Genomic DNA, 19,493 nt, shown 5'->3' on the forward strand with positions numbered 1-19,493 from the left:
TTTTTAAAATATGACTTATTTTGTTTGGAGCTAAGATCAATAAGATCAGCTAAGATTCACCATTATTCCTTTGTTATGATTACTAAGATAATTATTGCGCTGCTGCTCCTATTTATTCCGTTTGCAGGTAAATGTCAACAGGATACATCAGGTGGCTATAAATTGGTTTGGGCAGATGAGTTTAATAAAAATGGGGCTCCCGATTCGGCTAACTGGAAGTTTGAATCGGGCTTTGTACGCAATAATGAAGATCAATGGTACCAGGAGCAAAACGCAATTTGCCGCGGGGGCAAACTGGTCATTGAAGCGCAAAGGGTACACCTGGCCAATCCGGGATATACGCCTAACAGCACTAACTGGAAGCAGAAAAGACAATTTATAAATTATACATCATCAAGTATTAATACCAGGGGCAAACGCAGCTTCCAATACGGGCGGTTCATTATGCGTGGCCGGATAAGTACCGATGCAGGCCTGTGGCCCGCCTTCTGGACATTAGGTATAGAAAAACCATGGCCATCCAACGGAGAAATTGACATTATGGAATATTACCGGAATATGCTTCTGGCCAATATTGCCTGTGGTACGGAGGCCCCTTATAAAGCCAAATGGTATAGTAACAATAAAAAGCTAAATACCTTTAAAGCCAACTGGAGTAAAAAGTTTCATACCTGGCGCATGGATTGGGATCAAAACGCTATAAGTTTATATGTGGATGATCTTTTACTTAACCATGTCGAACTGAAAAACCTGGTTAACCAGGATGGCAGCCAATTCAACCCTTTCATGCAGCCTCATTACATATTGCTTAACCTTGCCATAGGGGGCGATAACGGCGGCGACCCATCAAACACAAAATTCCCTAAGCGTTTTGAAGTTGATTACGTACGTGTATATCAAAAAAACTAAAACCTTCAGGAATAATAAATTTGAATATCCGTCTTTAGAATTTCAGACACTTACATTCTTCCCAAACCAAAAGGATAGGTTATGGGTAATTTTATGTTAAACAAGTATTACTTCATGGATTTCCTCCCCTTTTTTTTACAGCTTTACCCCCTTTTTTTCTTAAAAATTAGCGCTTAATTGTGAAACCAATTATCAACAGACCGTTCTTGTAACCGCTGCAAATATTGTAGCAGCCTATTTGTACAGATTTTTTTATTGATTAAAAGTTGCTTCCTGAAGCGCTAAATAATATGGCTTCGTTTCTTTCTAAGAAACGCGGGCTATGATTATTAACATCAGGTTTATAGGAAGCAAACAATGTTCTTTGAGATCGGCACTTGAATTTCGCCCTGAATTTAAACTGTTGTTTTAACAATTATTACCTGCATCTATTAACTGATTAATAACCTAAACAAAAACTAATGGTAAGACAAAAAAAGTAAAAAGGAATCCGGACAAAGATCCAGACGCATTAACTAATGCCCAAGTTTTAATTTTTAATCAAATCCAATTATGCAATATTTTTTACCTGATAAAATATTTTTGAGAAAAATATCCGGCTCAGTAGCGCTGTCACTGATCCTGTTGATAGCAATTCAAACAAGCAGCTATGCAGCAACTACATTTACTTTTAATAGAATAAGATCATCGCGATATGCCGCCGCCGTACCAATTAAAGGAAAGGTGATTGACAAAACCACAGGCGAAACCATTATCGGCGCGTCTGTAAAGATCAAAGGAACCTCTGTAGGCGCTGTAACCGATGTAAACGGTAGTTTTACGCTCAATGCCGAGCCTAATGCTGTATTGGTAGTTAGCTATATAGGTTACGAACAGACAGAATTTCCGCTTAACGGACAAACCTCGGTAACTATCAGGTTGCAAGTAAATGCAAAGAACCTGAATGAAGTTATCGTTGTAGGTTACGGCACGCAAAAGAAAACATCTTCAACTGCTGCTGTATCCACCATTCAAACTACCGAAATCGCTAAGAAACCGGTAGTTAATTTAACCAACAGTTTGGTCGGTCGTGCTTCTGGTTTAATTATAACCCAGGGAAGCGGGGAACCCGGTTACGATGGTTCTAATATACTGATAAGGGGTATAGGATCAAACGGTGGTAGTTCGCCGCTACTTGTTGTAGACGGCGTACCGCGCGATTTCAGCCGCCTTGACCCTAATACCATAGAAACCTTTTCTGTATTAAAAGACGCTGCTGCTGTTGCTCCATATGGTGTGGCAGGTGCAAATGGTGTAATCCTGGTTACTACCAAAAAAGGTAAATCGGGTAAGCCAACGTTAACTTATAATGGGTATTACGGTATTCAGAACCCAACCAAGGTGCCAACATTTGTAGGTTCATATGAGTATGCATTGCTGCGCAATGAGGCCAATGCCAATGATGGTCAGCCACCGGCATACACAGCAGATGATATTCAAAAATTTAAAGATCACTCAGACCCTGACGGGCATCCGGATGGCCATCCTTTGCAACAAATCATCCAAAGAAACCGTCCTATCACCTATCATAATGTTACCCTATCCGGCGGTAACGATGATATTAAGTATTTTGCGGCGTTAGGGTACACACACCAGGCCGGTATGTGGGATCCAACCTATCTTAACAAGTACAATGGTTCGTTAAATTTAACAGCGAATGCTACGAAAACCACAACAGTATCGCTCTCTGTTAACAGTTATGTAGAAGACCAGCACTTCCCATCTCAAAATGCCGCAACTATTATTGGGCAAGCGCAACGCCAGGCTCCTACCACTCCTATTTACTATAGCAACGGGCTTTGGTCTGGTTATATCGGACAATCGCTTATTGGCGAAATTTATCATAGTGGTTATCAATTCAATGAAAACACTGCTGTACTGTCGCAGTTTACCATTGATCAAAAGCTTCCGATCAAAGGCTTAAGCTTGAAGGGAGTGATCAGCTATGATAATGGCCCGGATCCATTATTCACAGGAAATCAAACTTCGTTCCAGCGTATTTATACAACACCTATTCCATTTTACAACGTTGATGTAACTACAACTCCTTACACTTACAGACCAGGTGTACAAGGTAACTCAAAGGCTACATTTTCTGAAAACTACAGCCAAAACCACACATTAACTATCCAGGGTTTGTTATCCTATTCGGCGTCATTTGGCAAAAGCGATATTACCGCTTTAGGTGTTTTTGAAAGCCGCCGGGTAAAGTATCAAATATTTGGGGCCACTAAATATAATTACAACCTTGATATTGATGAATTGGATTTTGGAGGCCCGGCAGCGGCCGATGCAACAAACTTTGGTAACTCAAGTGGACAAAAACAAATTGGCTATGTTTACAGGGTTGGTTACTCGTATGATAAAAAGTACCTGCTTGAAGCAACTGGCCGCTATGACGGAAGTTATTTATTTTCCCCCGGTCACAGATACGGCTTTTTTCCGGCTTTTTCTGCCGGTTGGCGTCTGTCAGAAGAAAAATTCATCAAGGACAATATCCTGTGGATTGACAATTTAAAACTCAGGGCTTCCTGGGGAAAATCAGGGGCCTATCCAAGAATAGGTAACACAATCCAAACCTATCAGTTTCTTAGCCCTTATAGTCCTTATGCCAATTCTGCTGTGCTAAATGGCAGCGCAACTCAAGGTGTTTATGAAAAATTGCAGGGTAACCCTAACATTACGTGGGAAAAAGCAACTAAAACCGACATTGGATTTGAAGCAACCTTATGGAAGGGCTTGTTGAGCATTGAAGCCGATTATTTTTACGAAAAGAGGGCTAACATGCTCGTAAGTGTTGCCAACACGTTGCCTGGAGAATATGGTTTGGGCGTTGGCCTGGTAAACGGTGGGATCATGAGCAATCATGGTATTGATCTTACACTGCAAAGTTCCCATAGTTTCTCAAAAGATCTGAGATTAGATGTTACCGGTACGTTCACCTTTGCCAGAAATAAACTTTTACAAGTTTATGAAACCAGTGCAACGGCCAACAACCCTAACAGGCGGATAACAGGCCGGCCATTTAATACCATATTTGGGTACCAGGCTTTGGGCTATTTTAAAACAACAGATTTTAATGCAGATGGAACGCTCAAAGCGGGGTTGCCGGTTCCTTCTTTCGGGCCGGTTAAACCAGGCGATATTGAATACGCCGATTTGAGCGGGCCTGATGGTAAACCAGATGGTAAGATAGATGCCAATGACCAAACAGTAATAGGACATCCAAATACACCGGAAATCATTTACGGTTTGGAGCCAAGGCTAACATTTAAAAACTTCGATCTTGACGTTTTATTCCAGGGTTCAGGCAACAGCAACATTGTTATCAGTAACTATTTCGCGTTTCCGTTCAACGCATCCGGTTCGGCCTCTCAGCTGGTGTATGACGACCATTGGACACCCGCTACCCCAAATGCCTTATATCCAAGGGTTACGGGCACGCCAACATCAAATAATACACAAACTTCGTCCTGGTTTGTCAGAAATGATTCTTACATCAGGCTAAAAAGCTTTGAAGTTGGTTACACTTTGTCAAACAAACTATTGCGAAACAAGATCCAATCCATAAGGGTTTACGTTGCCGGGCAAAATGTCATTAACTATTTACCGCACGTAAAAGAAATTATTGACCCGGAAAATAGCGGAAGCAACACCAACTACTATCAGCAACGTGTATTTTCATTAGGTTTAAATGCCACATTCTAACTAAAAATAAGAAAGCGATGAAACAGATTTTAAAAAAATACAGAGAGCTTTTTTTACTTGCTTTGCTTGTTGTAAGTATTAGTGGATGTAAAAAAGATGATTCTTTGAATGTCACTAACAAAGCATTTCTAACTGATATAGCAGCATTCAGCTCTCAGAGTAATGCAGACCTATTTGTAAATGACATTTATAATCAGCTACCCGATGTTAATAATGATTACCAGCTGACGGAGCAATATGCCGACAATAGCTTTTGCGGTGCAGCCTGGGAAAATGGTCAGGCTACTGTTAGGGCGGGTTCGATTGGGCCAAGTAACGTACCTACAGGTCCCGGCGGAATGTGGGACTGGGAAGGTAATTACACCAAAATACGAAAATGTAATGTTTTCCTGCAAACAGCTGCAGCGAATAAAGATAAATATACCGACGATTGGTACAAACAGCGTGTCGCAGAGGTTACGTTTCTAAGGGCTTATTTCTATTCACTGTTGTTCACAGCTTACGGTGGGGTACCTATTATTACTGTTCCGCTTGATAACCGTAACGGAAGTGATATTTTTACTGCCCGTGCTACCATTGATGAAACAGTTTCCTTTATTGAAGCCGATTGTGACGCAGCAGCCGCAGCATTACCCACAAAGGCGACAGAAACAGGAAGAGCTACAAAAGGCGCCGCATTAGCACTTAAAGGCTGGGTTGAACTTTTTGCAGCGAGCCCGCTTGTAAATACCGCTAATGACGCAGGAAAATGGAGCAAGGCGGCTGCTACCAATAAATCGGTAATGGATATGGGCACTTATAGCTTGTTCAATACTACAGCTACCTCTTATGCCGATCAGTTTCTATCGGCAAATAACTGGAATGTTGAAACCATTTTTGCCCGCGGTTATGCCACCGGCCCAGCTAAAGGCAGCCACCGTGAAGGTTACCTTGGGCCTGTATACGTAAATGGGGTGCAGCAATCATGGGGCAACCTTGCACCTACCCAGGGCCTGGTTGATGATTACTCTATGGATAATGGTTTGCCTATAACCGATGCCGCTTCAGGATATAACCCGCAAGCTCCTTACACCCATCGCGAGCAGCGTTTCTATCAGTCGATTTTATATGATGGAGCGTCATGGCAAGGCGATATATTTAAATCGCGTATAGGTGGTAGTAACCAGATAGATCTTGGTTCTACAAGCGATATAACCAATACCGGGTACAATGCCCGTAAAACACTTGATGAAAGCATTACAGGGCAAACCAGTATTAACCTGGCGCCGAGCTTCGCTAATTACATCATTTTCCGTTATGCGGAAGTGCTATTGAGTTACGCCGAAGCACAAAATGAAGCCGTAGGGCCGGACGCGTCAGTTTACGACGCAGTTAATAAAGTGAGGGCACGTTCGGCTTTGCCTGCCGTAACACCAGGCTTAACAAAAGATCAAATGCGCGTATACATCCACCGTGAGCGGCGCATTGAGCTTGCCTTTGAGGATAAGCGATGGTTCGATATCCGCAGATGGCTGATAACCACGGGGCCAAACGGCGTGCTCACCTCGCCGGAGTATGGTATGAAGATAGAAGCGGCCGGAACGGGATTCACATATACCCCGGTTAAAATTTTCACAAACACCTTCTTCGAGCGGCAAAACTGGATGCCGATACCACAGACAGAAATTGATAAAAATAAAAAACTGGTACAAAATCCGGGATATTAAAATTGATACCTAAACCTGACATAACCCTGGGCAAACGCCTGGGGTTATATGTTTAAAAGAATTTGGTATTCTTCTTTATCCGGTAACGCCAGTACAATATATTCTGGTTACATTGCAATTAATCTAAACATCTCCTTTTAAGTATTCATGAATAATAAGCCTGATAATTACCGCCCTGCAAAGAATAGTAAAGTTGTAATTGTTGGTTTAATTATTTTGATCATAAGTGCTTTGGTAATCTATTCCCTGTGGCATATTTCTGAAAATAAACAGGATGATGCCGGCTCTGATATGCGTACTGATTTTCCGACAGCAACCCTTCAAAGCATTGCCCGGGGAAAAATCTTATCACAACAATACTGCCGTTCGTGCCATATGCTGCCTGATCCGGCCTTACTTAACAGGTTTAAGTGGAAAAATGTATTTCCGCAAATGGGTTTACGCATGGGCATTAAAGCTCATAGGAGTGAATCGTATGTAGGAACAATCAAAGGCGACGATCTGGTAGTGCCAGACAATCCGCTATTAAATGAGGAACAATGGCAGGATATTATTGATTATTACATGAACACTGCGCCAATTGCCTTACCCACGCAAAACAGGCCTTTGGCAATAAAAAGAGGGCTTCCATTTTTCACCATCGAAAAACCGCTGCAATCATTTGACGGGAAGCAGGTATTGGGCTGCTATGTAAAAATTGATAATAGTGTTACGCCCGCCAGGATCTTTGTTGCTGACGGACAGGCAAAGAAACTTTATCTTTTATCAGCCCAATTGAACGTAATCGATTCAATAACTACTGCTGGCCCTGTAGTTGATATACTTTTTGATCACGGCAATACCATGATCTGTACTATAGGTAAGGAACTGGGAGCAAACAGTGATAAACTGGGCACTATAACTCCGCTTACAATCACGCCGGAAGGTAAAATGCAATTAGCCGCCCGACCCGTTTTTGATAAGCTTGGTCGCCCGGTTCAAATTCTTGCAGCCGACATGAATAACGACAATAAAACCGACTACGTTATTTGCGAATTTGGAAGCATTACGGGTGAACTTTGCTGGATGGAAAACCTTGGGAATGGTGCTTTCACAAAACATGTGATAAGTAATTTACCTGGGGCAATAAAAGCGTATATTGATTATCAGGATAATAAACTGCCCGGTTTGTATGTGCTTTTTGCACAGGGGGAAGAAGGCATCTTCCATTTCGAAAACAAAGGCGGCGGCAAATTTGACGCAGAAGAAATTTTAAGATTCCCACCGATTTACGGGTCATCCTATTTTGAAATGGTTGACATGAACCATGACGGTTATAAAGATATCGTTTATACCTGCGGCGATAATGGAAATGCCACGTTGGTACTAAAAGCCCTATCATGGTGTATACATTTTCTTAAACGACGGAAAAGGCAATTATAAACAGCAATATTTTTATCCAATAAATGGATGCTATAAAGCTATTGCCAAAGATTTTGATGGCGACGGCAATATCGATATTGCAACGATCAGTCTTTTTACCGACGCAAGGCAACCGGAAGAAGGCTTTGTGTACCTGAAAAATACCGGCAACTTAAACTTCAAACCATATGCTTTTCCTGCCGATACAAAATTCGAACGCGCTGTAACCCTTGATGCCGGAGATATAAACGGAGATGAGAAACCCGATCTGCTTATCGGAAATGCATTCTTTGATTTTGGCCCATTCAAATACAATATCAGTGAACCACTTTTTTACCTTTTGAAAAATACTTCGAAATAAAAAGCTATTAAATATTACCAGCCTAAATCCTGATTTTTACTATTTCGATGGCGGGCGGAATAATTTCATATTTTGTTTAAAATTGAATAGCCTTATGAGATCAACAGCAATATTATTGGGGCTTATAGCTTTAAGTTTTACAACATCGGCACAAAATAAAACTGATACAATTAAGGCGGATAAATATATCCCGCATCGCCCGGCATCTATCGGTATCATCGGCGATACAGCTGATGTAAACACCCCGGTTAAAGGCGGCATAGCTATGATAGGCGGCGGTAAAGATGTTGATAACGCGTTTAAATGGATGATCAACCGCAGCGGCGGCGGTGATGTAGTGGTGATCCGCGCCTCGGGTACTGATGCTTATGATCCTTATATTTTTGGATTGGATAAGGTAAATTCGGTTGAAACACTCAAGATAGATTCTCGTGAGCTGGCCAATAATGATACAGTAGCCAACATTATCCGTAATGCCGAAATGTTGTTTATTGCAGGCGGCGATCAGTCCAATTATATGAAATACTGGCGCGGCACTAAAACACTTTATGCTATTAATTACCTGCTCAATGTTAAACACGCCCCGATTGGTGGCACCAGCGCGGGCTGCGCTATTTTAGGCGGTTTTTATTACAGCGGAGAAGATGGAAGTATTACTGCTGATGAAGCGCTTAACGATCCTTACAACCCTCTGGTAAAAGTTTACAATAACGACTTTTTACAGGCTCCTTACCTTAAAAATGTAATCACCGATCAGCATTACCTTACCCGCAACAGACAAGGCCGGCATGTTACCTTTTTAAGCCGTATTATTAAAAACTGGAACATTTACTCCAACGGCATAGCCGCCGACGAGCGCACTGCTGTTTGTATGGATGAAAATGGCCAGGCAACCATAATCGGCACCAGCAAAGCATATTTTCTGCTTACCGACGCCAAAAAATCGCCTGAAACCTGCGAACCCGGCAAACCTTTAACCTGGAACAGGAAAAATCAGGCTGTCCAGGTTTATGAGATCCAGGCTACACCCGAAGGCAGCGGCAGTTTTGATATCGCTCATTTTAAGCAAGGGAAAGCCGCCGGTGGCAAATGGTATTGGTGGTGGGTTGATAATGGCAAATTAAATCAACGGGAGATAAAATAGCATCACATGCATCTACCGCAATGTAATTTCGATCTCCATATTTGGAGACGCATGTAATGCGTCTCTACATAAAATTACTTCAGCACCGCCGGTAAAATATAATCCCGCATCATTTTATCAACCTGTGGGTGTGCATAAGGTGTATTGTAAGCTTCGGCGGTTATAATAACCACCAGTGGCTGATCCGTAAAAACAAAGATCTTGTTGCCGCCATTGCCCGAGCAATAATAGGTTTCGTAAGCTTTGTTGTTTACCGTATAGGTTTTATTCCAGAACAGGTAACCGTAAAAGCCCTCACCTACTACATCTTTAGGCAACGTAAGGTGTTTAGTGAATGATTCCTTCACCCAGCTTTGCGGCAGTATTTGCTTGCCATTCCACAAGCCACCGTTTTTATACAACTGGCCGAATTTGGCGTAATCAAGTGAACGCATTTGCAGGCCTCCTGCGGTATTAGGTACATTTTGCGGGGTATATTGCCAGCGATAGTTACTGATGCCCAAGGGCTTAAAAAGCTTTTCGGCCGAATATTTATCAAGTCCGCCGGGTACCGATTTATTCAGGATATCTCCCAATACCACTACGCCGGCCGTAAAATAGTTCCATTGTTTGCCTGCACTTTTATTGCTGTCAGTTTTAAGATCAAGCGTGAATTTAACCCAATCATCGGTGGGGTACATATTTCCCTCGTTGCCGCGTGAGTCACTTTTGTTATCATCCGCATCAAAAACTGAACTCATGGTAAGCAGGCTTTTCAGCGTTACATTTTCTTTTTGGGGCGAATAGTTGCCGAACTTTTTAAGATCATAAAACTCCTTTAAGGTTTGGTCAACGCTTTTAATGTATCCATCATGAATAGCAATACCCATCATAGTCGAAGCAAATGTTTTACCCACCGAACGCGGATTGTGCAATGAGTCGCGGGCACTTCCGTTAAAATACTCCTCAATGAGCAGCTTACCGTTTTTGATCACCACAACACTGGTGATCTGTTTAAACCTGTTACCGGCAATAAGCGCATTCATCTCCTTGATCTTCTTTGTATCGAAGTTCTCTTTTGATATCTGCCAGCCACTACCTGGTTTTATCGGTTGAAGTTCAGCATCCTTTGAATCAATTGCCGGAATGGTAAAACTAATCTCTCCCTTAGCTATCAGCTCACCTACTTTCAAATCCGGAATGGAAACATAAGGTCTTACCTCTATTTTTAATAGATGCGTACCGACTGTAAGCGCATCATCACCACCACGATTTATAAACCTGCCCCACAAAGAACGCCCCCACGAGTCTTCGCCACGGTTACTGATGAGCGGGACAAAAATGGTAGTCTTCGTATTTTTCACATTGGGCAAATTAGCCCCTTTGTGCAGGTTTTCCTGGTAAACCAGTTTGCCATCTACATAAAAAGTAAACTGAAAATTACCCTGGTTTAGTTGTTCAACACTTAATGATGGCTGTAAGCTATGCTGATAATTGGTTAATGAGTTAGCCAGCAAAAGCCGTATGTATAAATTATTGGCAGGTTTAGCCTCATAGCCCGTTAACAGATCTGTTTGTTGCAGCTTTTCAAACGGGATTGTATCTGTCTCAAAAACAACTTTACCAATATTAGCCTTTTGAAAAGTCGAAGTAATAGGTTCCGGTTCGATTATATTGCCTGCTTGCGCATATGTTTTACAGGCGGCGGCAATTATGATGAAGAGTATCAGTAAATAACGTTTCATTTTTACTTGTTTAGATTTTACAAATCTGCCTTAATCAACATATTTAAAATAGAACAGGATTAACATGCCCTCAATAAAAGCCTACGGTATGCCGATGGATTGCTTCCGCCAAATTGTTTAAAACAACGTAAAAAATGGCTTTGATCGGCAAATCCGCAAGTAAAGGAAATATCGGTTAAGGACAATCCCTCATCTGCCAATAAGGCAAACGACTTTTCGACCCTGAGCTTACGGATATATTCGCCCACGGTACAATTGAAATATTTGGAAAAATCGCGGGACAAATGAACCGGGTGAATTTGTAATATCCCGGAAAGTTCGGCAAGGGTATGCTTCCCGGCAGGATCATCGGCCAACAATTCTTTTAACCTGCCGACCCATGTGGGTATTTGTCTTGACACACCTGCATTATTTAACTGCATTTTATGGAGCGTTTGCAGCAATAACGACTCTACAGCTATCCCGGTCAATTCGTCACCAAGCTTTGATTCTTTAAAGATCCGGTATAAAAGAAATTTGACGTCCGGGTCGTCAACTGCAAAGCTGCCTTCCAGTTTATCCTGTTTTAGCTCTAGCGCATCAAACCAGTGCTTTTGTAACTCGATATGAAAGCCGCGGGTAAAACCTTTGGGTTTGATGTTATAATGAGGATCAAGCCAGTTATGAAACAATAGACTACCTGCCGGGCAATGATAAACTTCCTTTTTATTACCCTCAATGACATTACCGGCCAGTATAAAAGTGAAGTAGGCATTTTCATGGTAATGCCAGTCTACCTTATCAAGAGTGTATTCGGTATCGGTTATAATGATACCCTGTAAATGCGTTGTTTGATTCGTTTGTCCGTAAAAGCTACCTGTCTGTAATTGTTTCACGATTTACCGAGCGTAAATGAAATTATCTATAACAGTTAAGCAAACGCGCTAATAACTCCCCCTTTAGGCGAGCAGGGGCGAGACCTAAACCTCCTCTACCCTGCGGTCAACAGTTTGAACGTTGGTGTTAACGTAATCGTTCTCTATCAAACCGTCGCGCATACGTACTATGCGGTGGGCATGCAGTGCAATATCTTCTTCGTGTGTTACGAGGATAATGGTATTACCTTTGGCGTGGATATCTTCGATAAGGCCCATGATCTCGATGGAGGTTTTGGTATCCAAGTTACCTGTAGGCTCATCGGCCAAAATAATAGACGGATCGTTTATAAGCGCCCTCGCCACGGCAACACGCTGCCTTTGTCCGCCCGAAAGTTCATTAGGTTTGTGATCCATACGGTGACCAAGGCCTACGTTTTTCAAAGCGTTACCGGCACGTTCCATGCGTTTTTCTTTATTGATACCCGCATAGATCAGCGGCAGCGCCACATTATCCAACGCCGTGTTACGCGGCAGCAGGTTAAACGTTTGGAATACGAAACCGATCTCCGAGTTGCGCACTTCGGCAAGCTGGCTATCGGTCATGTGGCTTACATCTATCCCGTTAAGGATATACTGTCCTTTGGTTGGCGTATCCAGGCAACCTAAAATATTCATGAGAGTTGATTTGCCCGAACCTGAAGGGCCCATCAAAGCAACAAACTCGCCTTTGTTAATGGAAAGCGAAACAGATTTAAGTGCGTGGATCACCTCGGCACCTATTACATATTTACGCCCGATATCTTTTATAGTAATTAACGGTTTGGCAGTATTTGTTGGCTCCATGAATTATTTTTTGTTTGGACTGCACAAGGGTGCCTAATGTTACAGTGTTAAAGTCGAAAGTCTTAAGTTTTTAGTCGAAAGTCGTTTTTATACTTTTCTAACTTAAGACTTGCGGCTACAGACTTAGAACTTACTTCTCAATAACCTTGGCTACTAAAAAGTAATCATCATCATGTTTAGGGGCATTTTCCAAAGCTTCTTCGTGGGTAATTTGTTGTTTAACCACATCCTCACGCAGCACGTTGGCGCCGGTGGTCATATAAACCAACGGTTCAACCCCTGTAGTATCCACCTCGTTCAATTTAGCCATAAAATCAAGGATCTTGCTCATATCCTTCATGGTATCCTGCACTTCGGTTTCGGTAAGTTCAAGGCGGGCCAGGTGGGCTACTTTTTCAACGGTTTCTTTATCAATGGTCATGCCTGTTGTAATTTTTGTTTTATAATAGCGTGAACCTCATCGCGTAAAGCGTCGGCATCATCTAAAGTTAAATAAGCCGTTTCAATGGGTTTATGTACAAATATATTACAAATTCCCGGTCTGCTGCCATATAATTGACTAAGCGAAAGTTGAAACAAGGTTTTCAGCCTTTAAATCATTGTTTATAATTTCAAATATTTCATCCCGCAAAGTGTCGGCATCATCAATTACCCGGTGAGCGGTTTCAACAGGTTTATGCACTTTAAATTTACACAGGCCCGGCCTGCTGCCGTGTTTAGTCCCTGTATCCCAAAGAATTTGCCAGGTATTTGCCGACGACACCGGGATAATGGGTATTTTCAATTCAATGGCCAGCCTGAAAGGGCCGTTTTTAAACTGGCAAAGCTGAGGCGGATAATGATCTGAAATACCGCCTTCAGGAAAAATGATGAGGGATATACCCTCCTGTAATTTTTCGGATGCTTTTTTAAACGCCCGGAATGATGACATTTTGCTGTCGCGGTTAACCGGGATATCAACGGTATGGAAAAAAAGGCCGGTTACCAGGCCGTCCTCAAGCTCTTGTTTACCCATAAAACAGCAATTGCCTTTAACCAGGATACACATAGCCGAAATATCAAGGTTTGAGCTATGATTAGGACAAATGATATAAGGCTTGCTCCAGTCTATCGGCTGCTCATACTCAAACTTGTAAAAAATACCCACAAAAGCCGAACTTACTAATCCCCAGATCCTTCTGCATGAATTAAGCGTGTGGTACCGATCTGGTTTACGGGAAAAATAATAGAAAAAAGGCCATAATAAAAAGTAGCCCAGGGCCACGCTTACAACGTAAAGATAAACGTGAACTTTTCTCAATATCATTTTCATCATCACCAAAAATAGAAAAATTCCTTACTTTCGCCACACTATGGAGACTGTTGTTAGTGGTATCCGGTCAACCGGAAACTTGCACTTAGGAAATTATTACGGAGCGTTGCAAAACTTTATAAAAATGCAGGATGAATACAACTGCTTTTTCTTTATTGCCGACCTCCACTCGTTAACTACACACCCCACGCCTGCCAATTTACATGGCAATGTAAAACAGGTACTGATAGAATATTTAGCCGCAGGTATCGACCCAGAAAAGGCTACGATATACGTACAATCTGACGTTCCGGAGGTTACCGAGTTATACCTTTACCTGAACATGAACGCTTACCTGGGCGAGCTGGAACGCGCCACATCCTTTAAAGATAAAGTGCGCGCCAGCCCCGAAAATGTTAATGCCGGTTTGCTTACCTACCCAGTATTAATGGCTGCCGATATCATTATCCATAAAGCCGTAAAAGTACCTGTTGGTAAAGACCAGGAGCAACACCTTGAAATGGCCCGCACATTTGGTAACCGTTTTAACAGGTTATATAACCATGATTATTTCCCCGAGCCTTTTGCTTTTAGCTTTGGTGAAAGCCTGGTAAAGATCCCGGGGTTAGATGGCAAGGGAAAAATGGGCAAATCAGAAGGTGAAGGCAATGCCATATTTTTAGGCGATACCCCGGAGGCTATCCGCAAAAAAGTAATGCGTGCTGTAACCGATGGTGGCCCAACTGTTGAAAACCAACAAAAACCACAGGAGATCCAAAACCTGTTTGATTTGATGAAAGTAGTATCAACACCTGATACACTTGCCCATTTTGACGGCTTATATAATAAAATGGCCATCCGCTATGGCGATCTAAAAAAACAGCTTGCCGAAGATATGGTACAGGCCACTGCCCCAATCCGCGACAGGATCAATGCCATTGCCAACGATGCCGATTATCTGCGTAAAGTAGCCGAAATGGGTGCCGAAAAGGCCCGCGAAAGCGCATCAAGAACCATAAGAGAAGTTAGAGAGATCATCGGCTTCAGAAAATTTTGATCAGGATTACAGAATTTAAGAATTAACAGAATTTCCGTTCCACTCTTTTTTAATTCTGTTAATTCTGTAAATTAGGAAAATTCTGATCCAGACAACTAATCACAACGCATGCATTTAGCTATTGTAGGAAATATAGGCGCCGGAAAAACCACCCTTACCGAGATGCTCACCAAAAATTACGGGTGGGACCCATTGTATGAAGCTGTAGACAACAACCCTTACCTTGAGGATTTTTACAGCGATATGAAACGCTGGAGCTTTAACCTGCAGATCTACTTCCTGAACAGCCGTTACCGCCAAATCATTGATATTCAGAAAAGCGGCCATAACATTATACAGGACCGGACCATTTACGAGGACGCCTATATTTTTGCTGAAAACCTGCATGATATGGGCCTAATGACCACCCGCGATTATGAGAACTATGAATCTATTTTCCAAAATATAACCGAGTTTATTAAACCGCCCGATCTGCTGGTTTACCTTAAAGCTTCGGTACCTACACTGGTAAGCAATATCCAGCGTCGTGGCCGTGAGTATGAGATAGGCATCCGTTTAGATTACCTTTCCAAACTGAATGAAAAGTATGATAAATGGATCAGCAACTATAAGCTTGGCAAGCTGCTGATCCTGGATAAGGATAACCTTGATTTTGCAAACAATACAGAGGATATGGCTACCATCGTAAACCTGATTGAGCGGGAGATTAACGGGTTGTTTTAAAATCGCACCATGAAGATCTTAGGCATTATACCAGCCCGCTACGCGTCGTCACGTTTTCCCGGTAAGCCATTGGTTGATATCGGTGGAAAAACTATGATCCAGCGGGTATACGAGCAGGCTAAAAAATGCCGAAGCTTGAACGAGGTTATTGTAGCTACCGATGATGACCGGATCTTTAACCATGTAACCGGCTTCGGCGGCGTTGCAGTAATGACAGGTTTCAATCACCAAAGCGGTACGGATCGCTGTGCCGAAGTAGCCCGTCTGCACCCCGGATATGATGTGATCATCAATATTCAGGGCGATGAGCCTTTTATTGATCCCGAACAGATCACCAAATTAACAGCCTGCTTTAACGATCCTGATACGCAGTTGGCTACCCTTATAAAAAGGATCCTAACAGACCAGGAGCTGCATAATACCAACTCACCCAAGGTGGTGATCAATAAGCTATCTGAAGCTATTTATTTTTCACGCGCTACCCTGCCCCACATCCGTGGGCAAGAGCCCGAAAATTGGCTCGAATTTCATATTTTCTATAAACACATAGGCATTTATGGTTACCGTGCCGATGTGTTACAGCAAATAACATTGCTGCCGGTATCACCGCTTGAAAAGGCCGAAAGCCTTGAGCAACTTCGCTGGATAGACAATGGTTACCGCATTAAAGTAGCCGAAACCGAACTGGAAACTCATGCTGTTGACGTGCCGGAGGATCTGGAGAAACTGAAATTTGATATATAGCTCGGAGATTTCGTTTTAACTTCATTTGTTCTGGACAGAACCACTACCTAAATCAAATAAAAATGTACGTGGGAAATAGTTACGTTATGTTGCACTAACTACTGCAAATATTTATCTCTATTTTTAATCCATGACCGATGAGCAACGACTGAAAGACGAAACAACGTTTCCGGATTCAAACTATGATGCAAAATTCGATGCGTTTGGCCGATTGATTGACTTACAAGTACACGATAGCGAATATACTTCATTTGAATATAGCGGAAATTTATTGCAGTTTATTGGATCATTTCACTTTTTAAGAGAATTATCAATTTCTGTTGAAAACAGCGATGTAATTTTAGATGACCTTAATCATATTGCAGCGTTAATCCATTTGGAATGCCTTGTGATAATCAATGGCGGCTATAAAGACATTTCGCCTTTAAGTGGAATGCTACACCTCAAAATTTTATCCTTACCCGGCGGTTTTATAGAAGATATAGAGCCAATAAGAAACCTTGCAGAATTAACGCGGTTAAACTTATCAACTAACAAAATACCGGATATATCCGCTTTAAATGAGCATACAAAATTAATTACAGTAGAATTATCCTGTAATGCAATAACAAACATTTCGGCATTAAGATCGTCACTTAATCTCCAACATCTAATTATAGATGGCAATCAAATAACAGATCTTTATCCCATCGCCGAACTTAGCGAGCTCAAAGGATTACACGCTGCGCGAAACAGGATAGTTGATATTACCCCGCTAAAACACCTGTTAAAACTTAGGTCACTCATTCTTTCAGGAAATCAATTAATTAACCTTGCCCCCCTTGAGCCCCTTACAGAACTCGAACTTTTAGTAATTGATAATGTTTATTGCGATGATTTATTGCCTATCCGTGGTGCGTCAAATCTAAAAAAACTTAATGCGAGCCATATTAAATACGTTGATGGAACTATAATTGGAAGGTTTGGGAAACTAACAGGCCTCAGTTTAACACATTGCAATATTTCGGATGTTTCATTTGTTAAGACCCTGACTAACCTCAATTACATTGAACTGGACAACAATATCATAGAAGATGCAAGTCCCCTGTTCTCCTTACCAAATTTGCATAGGATAAGTTTGCGTAATAATCGTATTAGCGCACCTTTCTCAACCGATCCACACAGCCCCTTTGCCTTGGATTTAACAGGTAATCCAATGTGCCCTAAAGCTTCAAATCTCAATGACTATTTGATCGAAGCTGCTCAACATCACTATAATCATGGCTACCTTGATAAAGCGCTCGCCTATCATTACATCGAAGCTAATGAAAAGACGGCGCTGTTTATTTATTTTAAAAAACTTACAGCAACTGACATTTCTGAAAACTACTATCGCTTATATTATTTAATGCGTTGCGAGCAAATATTAAAAAAGCTGAATGTTAACGATCAGGAAACTGAAACAATAAAATCGCAACTAATTAAAATTGCACATGAAAGTAACTTTTTCAATAAGCGGGAATTATTAACAAGTTTGGAAGAAAACGGCGAAGCTGTGAATAATTATGAGCGGTTTTCAGAGTATATCACTTATTTAAAAAGCGATCCTAATCCTAAACCCAATCCGGAAATTGCTTATTTCCTCGCCAAAACCTTCATGCGGCAAGACGATTTGCCTCAATTATTATCAATTTACAAACAGTTGTTTGATAAGGGATACCCAATTCATTTTGCTGTTTATCATATTATCCAAAAAGTACTTTATTCCTCCGGGCATACATTTCAGCAATACGATTATTATCTCGATTTACTTATTAACGCCCATGACCGAAAAATTGCTCATTTTGACCTTTTCAATTACCTGAATTCTATTTTTGGAAATTACGTGCACAATATAGCGCCTCTCCGGTCCAAACCAAAAGACTGGACGGATCAACCTGCAGAAAATAAAACCGGCTGGAAAATGGTTTTTGGAGTTTTAATTATCTCGTTCATCTTTCTTTTACTAAACAAAGGCTGTCATTAATCCCATATTTTAACCCGACCCAACCTTACCGCCGCTCATGCGTATAAAAGCAGATACGCCATATTAAAGGCTATTTAAACTATTGAAACACAAACTCTACTATTAATAATTAACGGTTTTTCGATAAACAACAAACCGTTTAATACTTTCGTATTTAACCAATTATTACTTTGTAATTTATTAACTTCACGTGTAGCGTAGCCGTGTAATTAACCTGAAACCATTATGAGGATAAGGCAGCATCATTTTGTAAACAATGGCTGGGTAAACTACTTTACCGATCCCGAATTTAGTGCAGAAAAATGTCAGTTGGTACTTGCTTTCGGTGCACCGCAGCTGATCACCGATCCTGCGATCTACAATTATCTTAAAGCAGATTATCCTAACGCCAATATCGTGTTCGCTTCTACATCGGGCGAGATCATAGGAAGTGATGTGTATGATGACAGTATAGTGGTAACTGCTATCGAATTGGAAAGATCAACCATTGCCTGCACTTCCACTCATGTAAACAAACAGGCAAACAGCGCCGAAACAGGTACCTTTCTGATGGCGCAACTGGATAAAAAAGGCCTAAACTGCGTATTCATCATATCCGACGGCACTTTTATAAATGGCAGTGAACTGGTTGACGGCTTTAACCGCGATAATCCCGGTAAAGTTCCGGTAACCGGTGGGTTGGCAGGCGACGCAGCACGATTTAACAGCACGTTTACCAGTCTAAATAATGTCCCTGCACAAGGCAATGTAATAGCTATTGGTTTTTATGGCGATAACCTGCAAATCAGCCACGGCTCAAGCGGTGGCTGGGAAGAGTTTGGGCCACAGCGCACTATCACCCGGTCGGATAAAAATGTACTTTTTGAGATAGATGGAAAAAGCGCGCTCGACCTTTACAAAGAATACCTGGGCGAGTATGCCAAAGAACTGCCTGGCTCAGCTTTGTTGTTTCCTTTATCACTAAGTATTGAAGGCTCTGAC

General features: G+C 41.7%; 16 protein-coding genes. 11 read left to right on the forward strand and 5 right to left on the reverse strand.

Features of this window, described 5'->3' with window-relative positions:
* Positions 1 to 75 precede the first annotated feature (75 nt).
* The 6 genes from VF500_RS29490 (at position 76) to VF500_RS29515 (ending at position 9,268) form a co-directional block, all read left to right on the forward strand.
* The gene (locus VF500_RS29490; RefSeq protein ID WP_330863083.1) at positions 76 to 909 is read left to right on the forward strand and encodes a glycoside hydrolase family 16 protein; all 834 of its coding nucleotides are present in this window, start codon (positions 76 to 78) and stop codon (positions 907 to 909) included.
* A 582-nt stretch (positions 910 to 1,491) separates the two neighbouring features.
* Positions 1,492 to 4,656, forward strand: a complete 3,165-nt coding sequence (locus VF500_RS29495) for a TonB-dependent receptor (protein WP_330863085.1) — start codon at positions 1,492 to 1,494, stop codon at positions 4,654 to 4,656.
* 17 nt (positions 4,657 to 4,673) lie between these two features.
* Positions 4,674 to 6,362: a RagB/SusD family nutrient uptake outer membrane protein gene (locus tag VF500_RS29500; protein ID WP_330863086.1), complete on the forward strand. Its 1,689-nt coding sequence runs from the start codon at positions 4,674 to 4,676 to the stop codon at positions 6,360 to 6,362.
* 147 nt (positions 6,363 to 6,509) lie between these two features.
* Positions 6,510 to 7,784, forward strand: a complete 1,275-nt coding sequence (locus VF500_RS29505; protein WP_330863087.1) for a VCBS repeat-containing protein — start codon at positions 6,510 to 6,512, stop codon at positions 7,782 to 7,784.
* 40 nt (positions 7,785 to 7,824) lie between these two features.
* Complete coding sequence (locus tag VF500_RS29510) at positions 7,825 to 8,124, forward strand: VCBS repeat-containing protein (RefSeq protein WP_330863097.1); 300 nt, start codon at positions 7,825 to 7,827, stop codon at positions 8,122 to 8,124.
* Between the two features lie 94 nt (positions 8,125 to 8,218).
* Positions 8,219 to 9,268, forward strand: a complete 1,050-nt coding sequence (locus tag VF500_RS29515) for a cyanophycinase (protein WP_330863088.1) — start codon at positions 8,219 to 8,221, stop codon at positions 9,266 to 9,268.
* Positions 9,269 to 9,342: 74 nt separating this feature from the next.
* Here VF500_RS29515 and VF500_RS29520 read toward each other — a convergent pair whose 3' ends face one another.
* The 5 genes from VF500_RS29520 to VF500_RS29540 all read right to left on the reverse strand — a co-directional run bounded on the left by VF500_RS29520 (position 9,343) and on the right by VF500_RS29540 (position 13,998).
* Positions 9,343 to 10,992 (reverse strand): serine hydrolase, encoded by a 1,650-nt coding sequence (locus VF500_RS29520; RefSeq protein ID WP_330863089.1) that lies wholly within the window; start codon positions 10,990 to 10,992, stop codon positions 9,343 to 9,345.
* Positions 10,993 to 11,051: 59 nt separating this feature from the next.
* Positions 11,052 to 11,867, reverse strand: coding sequence for an AraC family transcriptional regulator (locus VF500_RS29525; RefSeq protein ID WP_330863090.1), 816 nt, complete (start codon positions 11,865 to 11,867; stop codon positions 11,052 to 11,054).
* Between the two features lie 84 nt (positions 11,868 to 11,951).
* Entirely contained in the window at positions 11,952 to 12,692 is a 741-nt protein-coding gene (locus VF500_RS29530; RefSeq protein WP_091211328.1) for an ABC transporter ATP-binding protein, read from the reverse strand.
* 130 nt (positions 12,693 to 12,822) lie between these two features.
* A complete protein-coding gene (gatC, locus tag VF500_RS29535) occupies positions 12,823 to 13,113 on the reverse strand; it encodes an Asp-tRNA(Asn)/Glu-tRNA(Gln) amidotransferase subunit GatC (RefSeq protein WP_121227576.1) in 291 nt (96 codons plus the stop codon).
* Between the two features lie 138 nt (positions 13,114 to 13,251).
* Entirely contained in the window at positions 13,252 to 13,998 is a 747-nt protein-coding gene (locus tag VF500_RS29540; RefSeq protein ID WP_330863091.1) for a lysophospholipid acyltransferase family protein, read from the reverse strand.
* 46 nt (positions 13,999 to 14,044) lie between these two features.
* On the opposite strand from VF500_RS29540, the gene trpS reads away from it, so the two are divergent.
* The 5 genes from trpS to VF500_RS29565 all read left to right on the forward strand — a co-directional run.
* Positions 14,045 to 15,040, forward strand: coding sequence for a tryptophan--tRNA ligase (gene trpS, locus VF500_RS29545; RefSeq protein WP_330863092.1), 996 nt, complete (start codon positions 14,045 to 14,047; stop codon positions 15,038 to 15,040).
* Between the two features lie 108 nt (positions 15,041 to 15,148).
* Positions 15,149 to 15,763 carry a deoxynucleoside kinase gene (locus VF500_RS29550; protein WP_330863093.1) on the forward strand — a complete coding sequence of 205 codons (615 nt, stop codon included), beginning with the start codon at positions 15,149 to 15,151 and terminating at the stop codon, positions 15,761 to 15,763.
* A gap of 9 nt (positions 15,764 to 15,772) precedes the next feature.
* Complete coding sequence (kdsB, locus tag VF500_RS29555) at positions 15,773 to 16,507, forward strand: 3-deoxy-manno-octulosonate cytidylyltransferase (protein ID WP_330863094.1); 735 nt, start codon at positions 15,773 to 15,775, stop codon at positions 16,505 to 16,507.
* A gap of 130 nt (positions 16,508 to 16,637) precedes the next feature.
* Positions 16,638 to 18,512, forward strand: coding sequence for a leucine-rich repeat domain-containing protein (locus tag VF500_RS29560; RefSeq protein WP_330863095.1), 1,875 nt, complete (start codon positions 16,638 to 16,640; stop codon positions 18,510 to 18,512).
* A 225-nt stretch (positions 18,513 to 18,737) separates the two neighbouring features.
* Positions 18,738 to 19,493: FIST signal transduction protein (locus VF500_RS29565; protein ID WP_330863096.1), on the forward strand; the 756-nt coding region annotated here is incomplete at its 3' end.

Origin of the sequence: Mucilaginibacter sp. (assembly GCF_036383575.1) — a bacterium.
GTDB lineage: Bacteria > Bacteroidota > Bacteroidia > Sphingobacteriales > Sphingobacteriaceae > Mucilaginibacter.

What these genes read in the sequence shown, in the direction of transcription:
- kdsB (WP_330863094.1), top strand. Translation starts at nt 15,773, where the DNA reads ATGAAGATCTTAGGCATTATACCAGCCCGCTACGCGTCGTCACGTTTT.
- VF500_RS29530 (WP_091211328.1), bottom strand. Translation starts at nt 12,692, where the DNA reads ATGGAGCCAACAAATACTGCCAAACCGTTAATTACTATAAAAGATATC.
- VF500_RS29560 (WP_330863095.1), top strand. Translation starts at nt 16,638, where the DNA reads ATGACCGATGAGCAACGACTGAAAGACGAAACAACGTTTCCGGATTCA.
- VF500_RS29500 (WP_330863086.1), top strand. Translation starts at nt 4,674, where the DNA reads ATGAAACAGATTTTAAAAAAATACAGAGAGCTTTTTTTACTTGCTTTG.
- VF500_RS29490 (WP_330863083.1), top strand. Translation starts at nt 76, where the DNA reads ATGATTACTAAGATAATTATTGCGCTGCTGCTCCTATTTATTCCGTTT.
- VF500_RS29515 (WP_330863088.1), top strand. Translation starts at nt 8,219, where the DNA reads ATGAGATCAACAGCAATATTATTGGGGCTTATAGCTTTAAGTTTTACA.
- VF500_RS29520 (WP_330863089.1), bottom strand. Translation starts at nt 10,992, where the DNA reads ATGAAACGTTATTTACTGATACTCTTCATCATAATTGCCGCCGCCTGT.
- VF500_RS29540 (WP_330863091.1), bottom strand. Translation starts at nt 13,998, where the DNA reads ATGATATTGAGAAAAGTTCACGTTTATCTTTACGTTGTAAGCGTGGCC.
- gatC (WP_121227576.1), bottom strand. Translation starts at nt 13,113, where the DNA reads ATGACCATTGATAAAGAAACCGTTGAAAAAGTAGCCCACCTGGCCCGC.
- trpS (WP_330863092.1), top strand. Translation starts at nt 14,045, where the DNA reads ATGGAGACTGTTGTTAGTGGTATCCGGTCAACCGGAAACTTGCACTTA.
- VF500_RS29505 (WP_330863087.1), top strand. Translation starts at nt 6,510, where the DNA reads ATGAATAATAAGCCTGATAATTACCGCCCTGCAAAGAATAGTAAAGTT.
- VF500_RS29550 (WP_330863093.1), top strand. Translation starts at nt 15,149, where the DNA reads ATGCATTTAGCTATTGTAGGAAATATAGGCGCCGGAAAAACCACCCTT.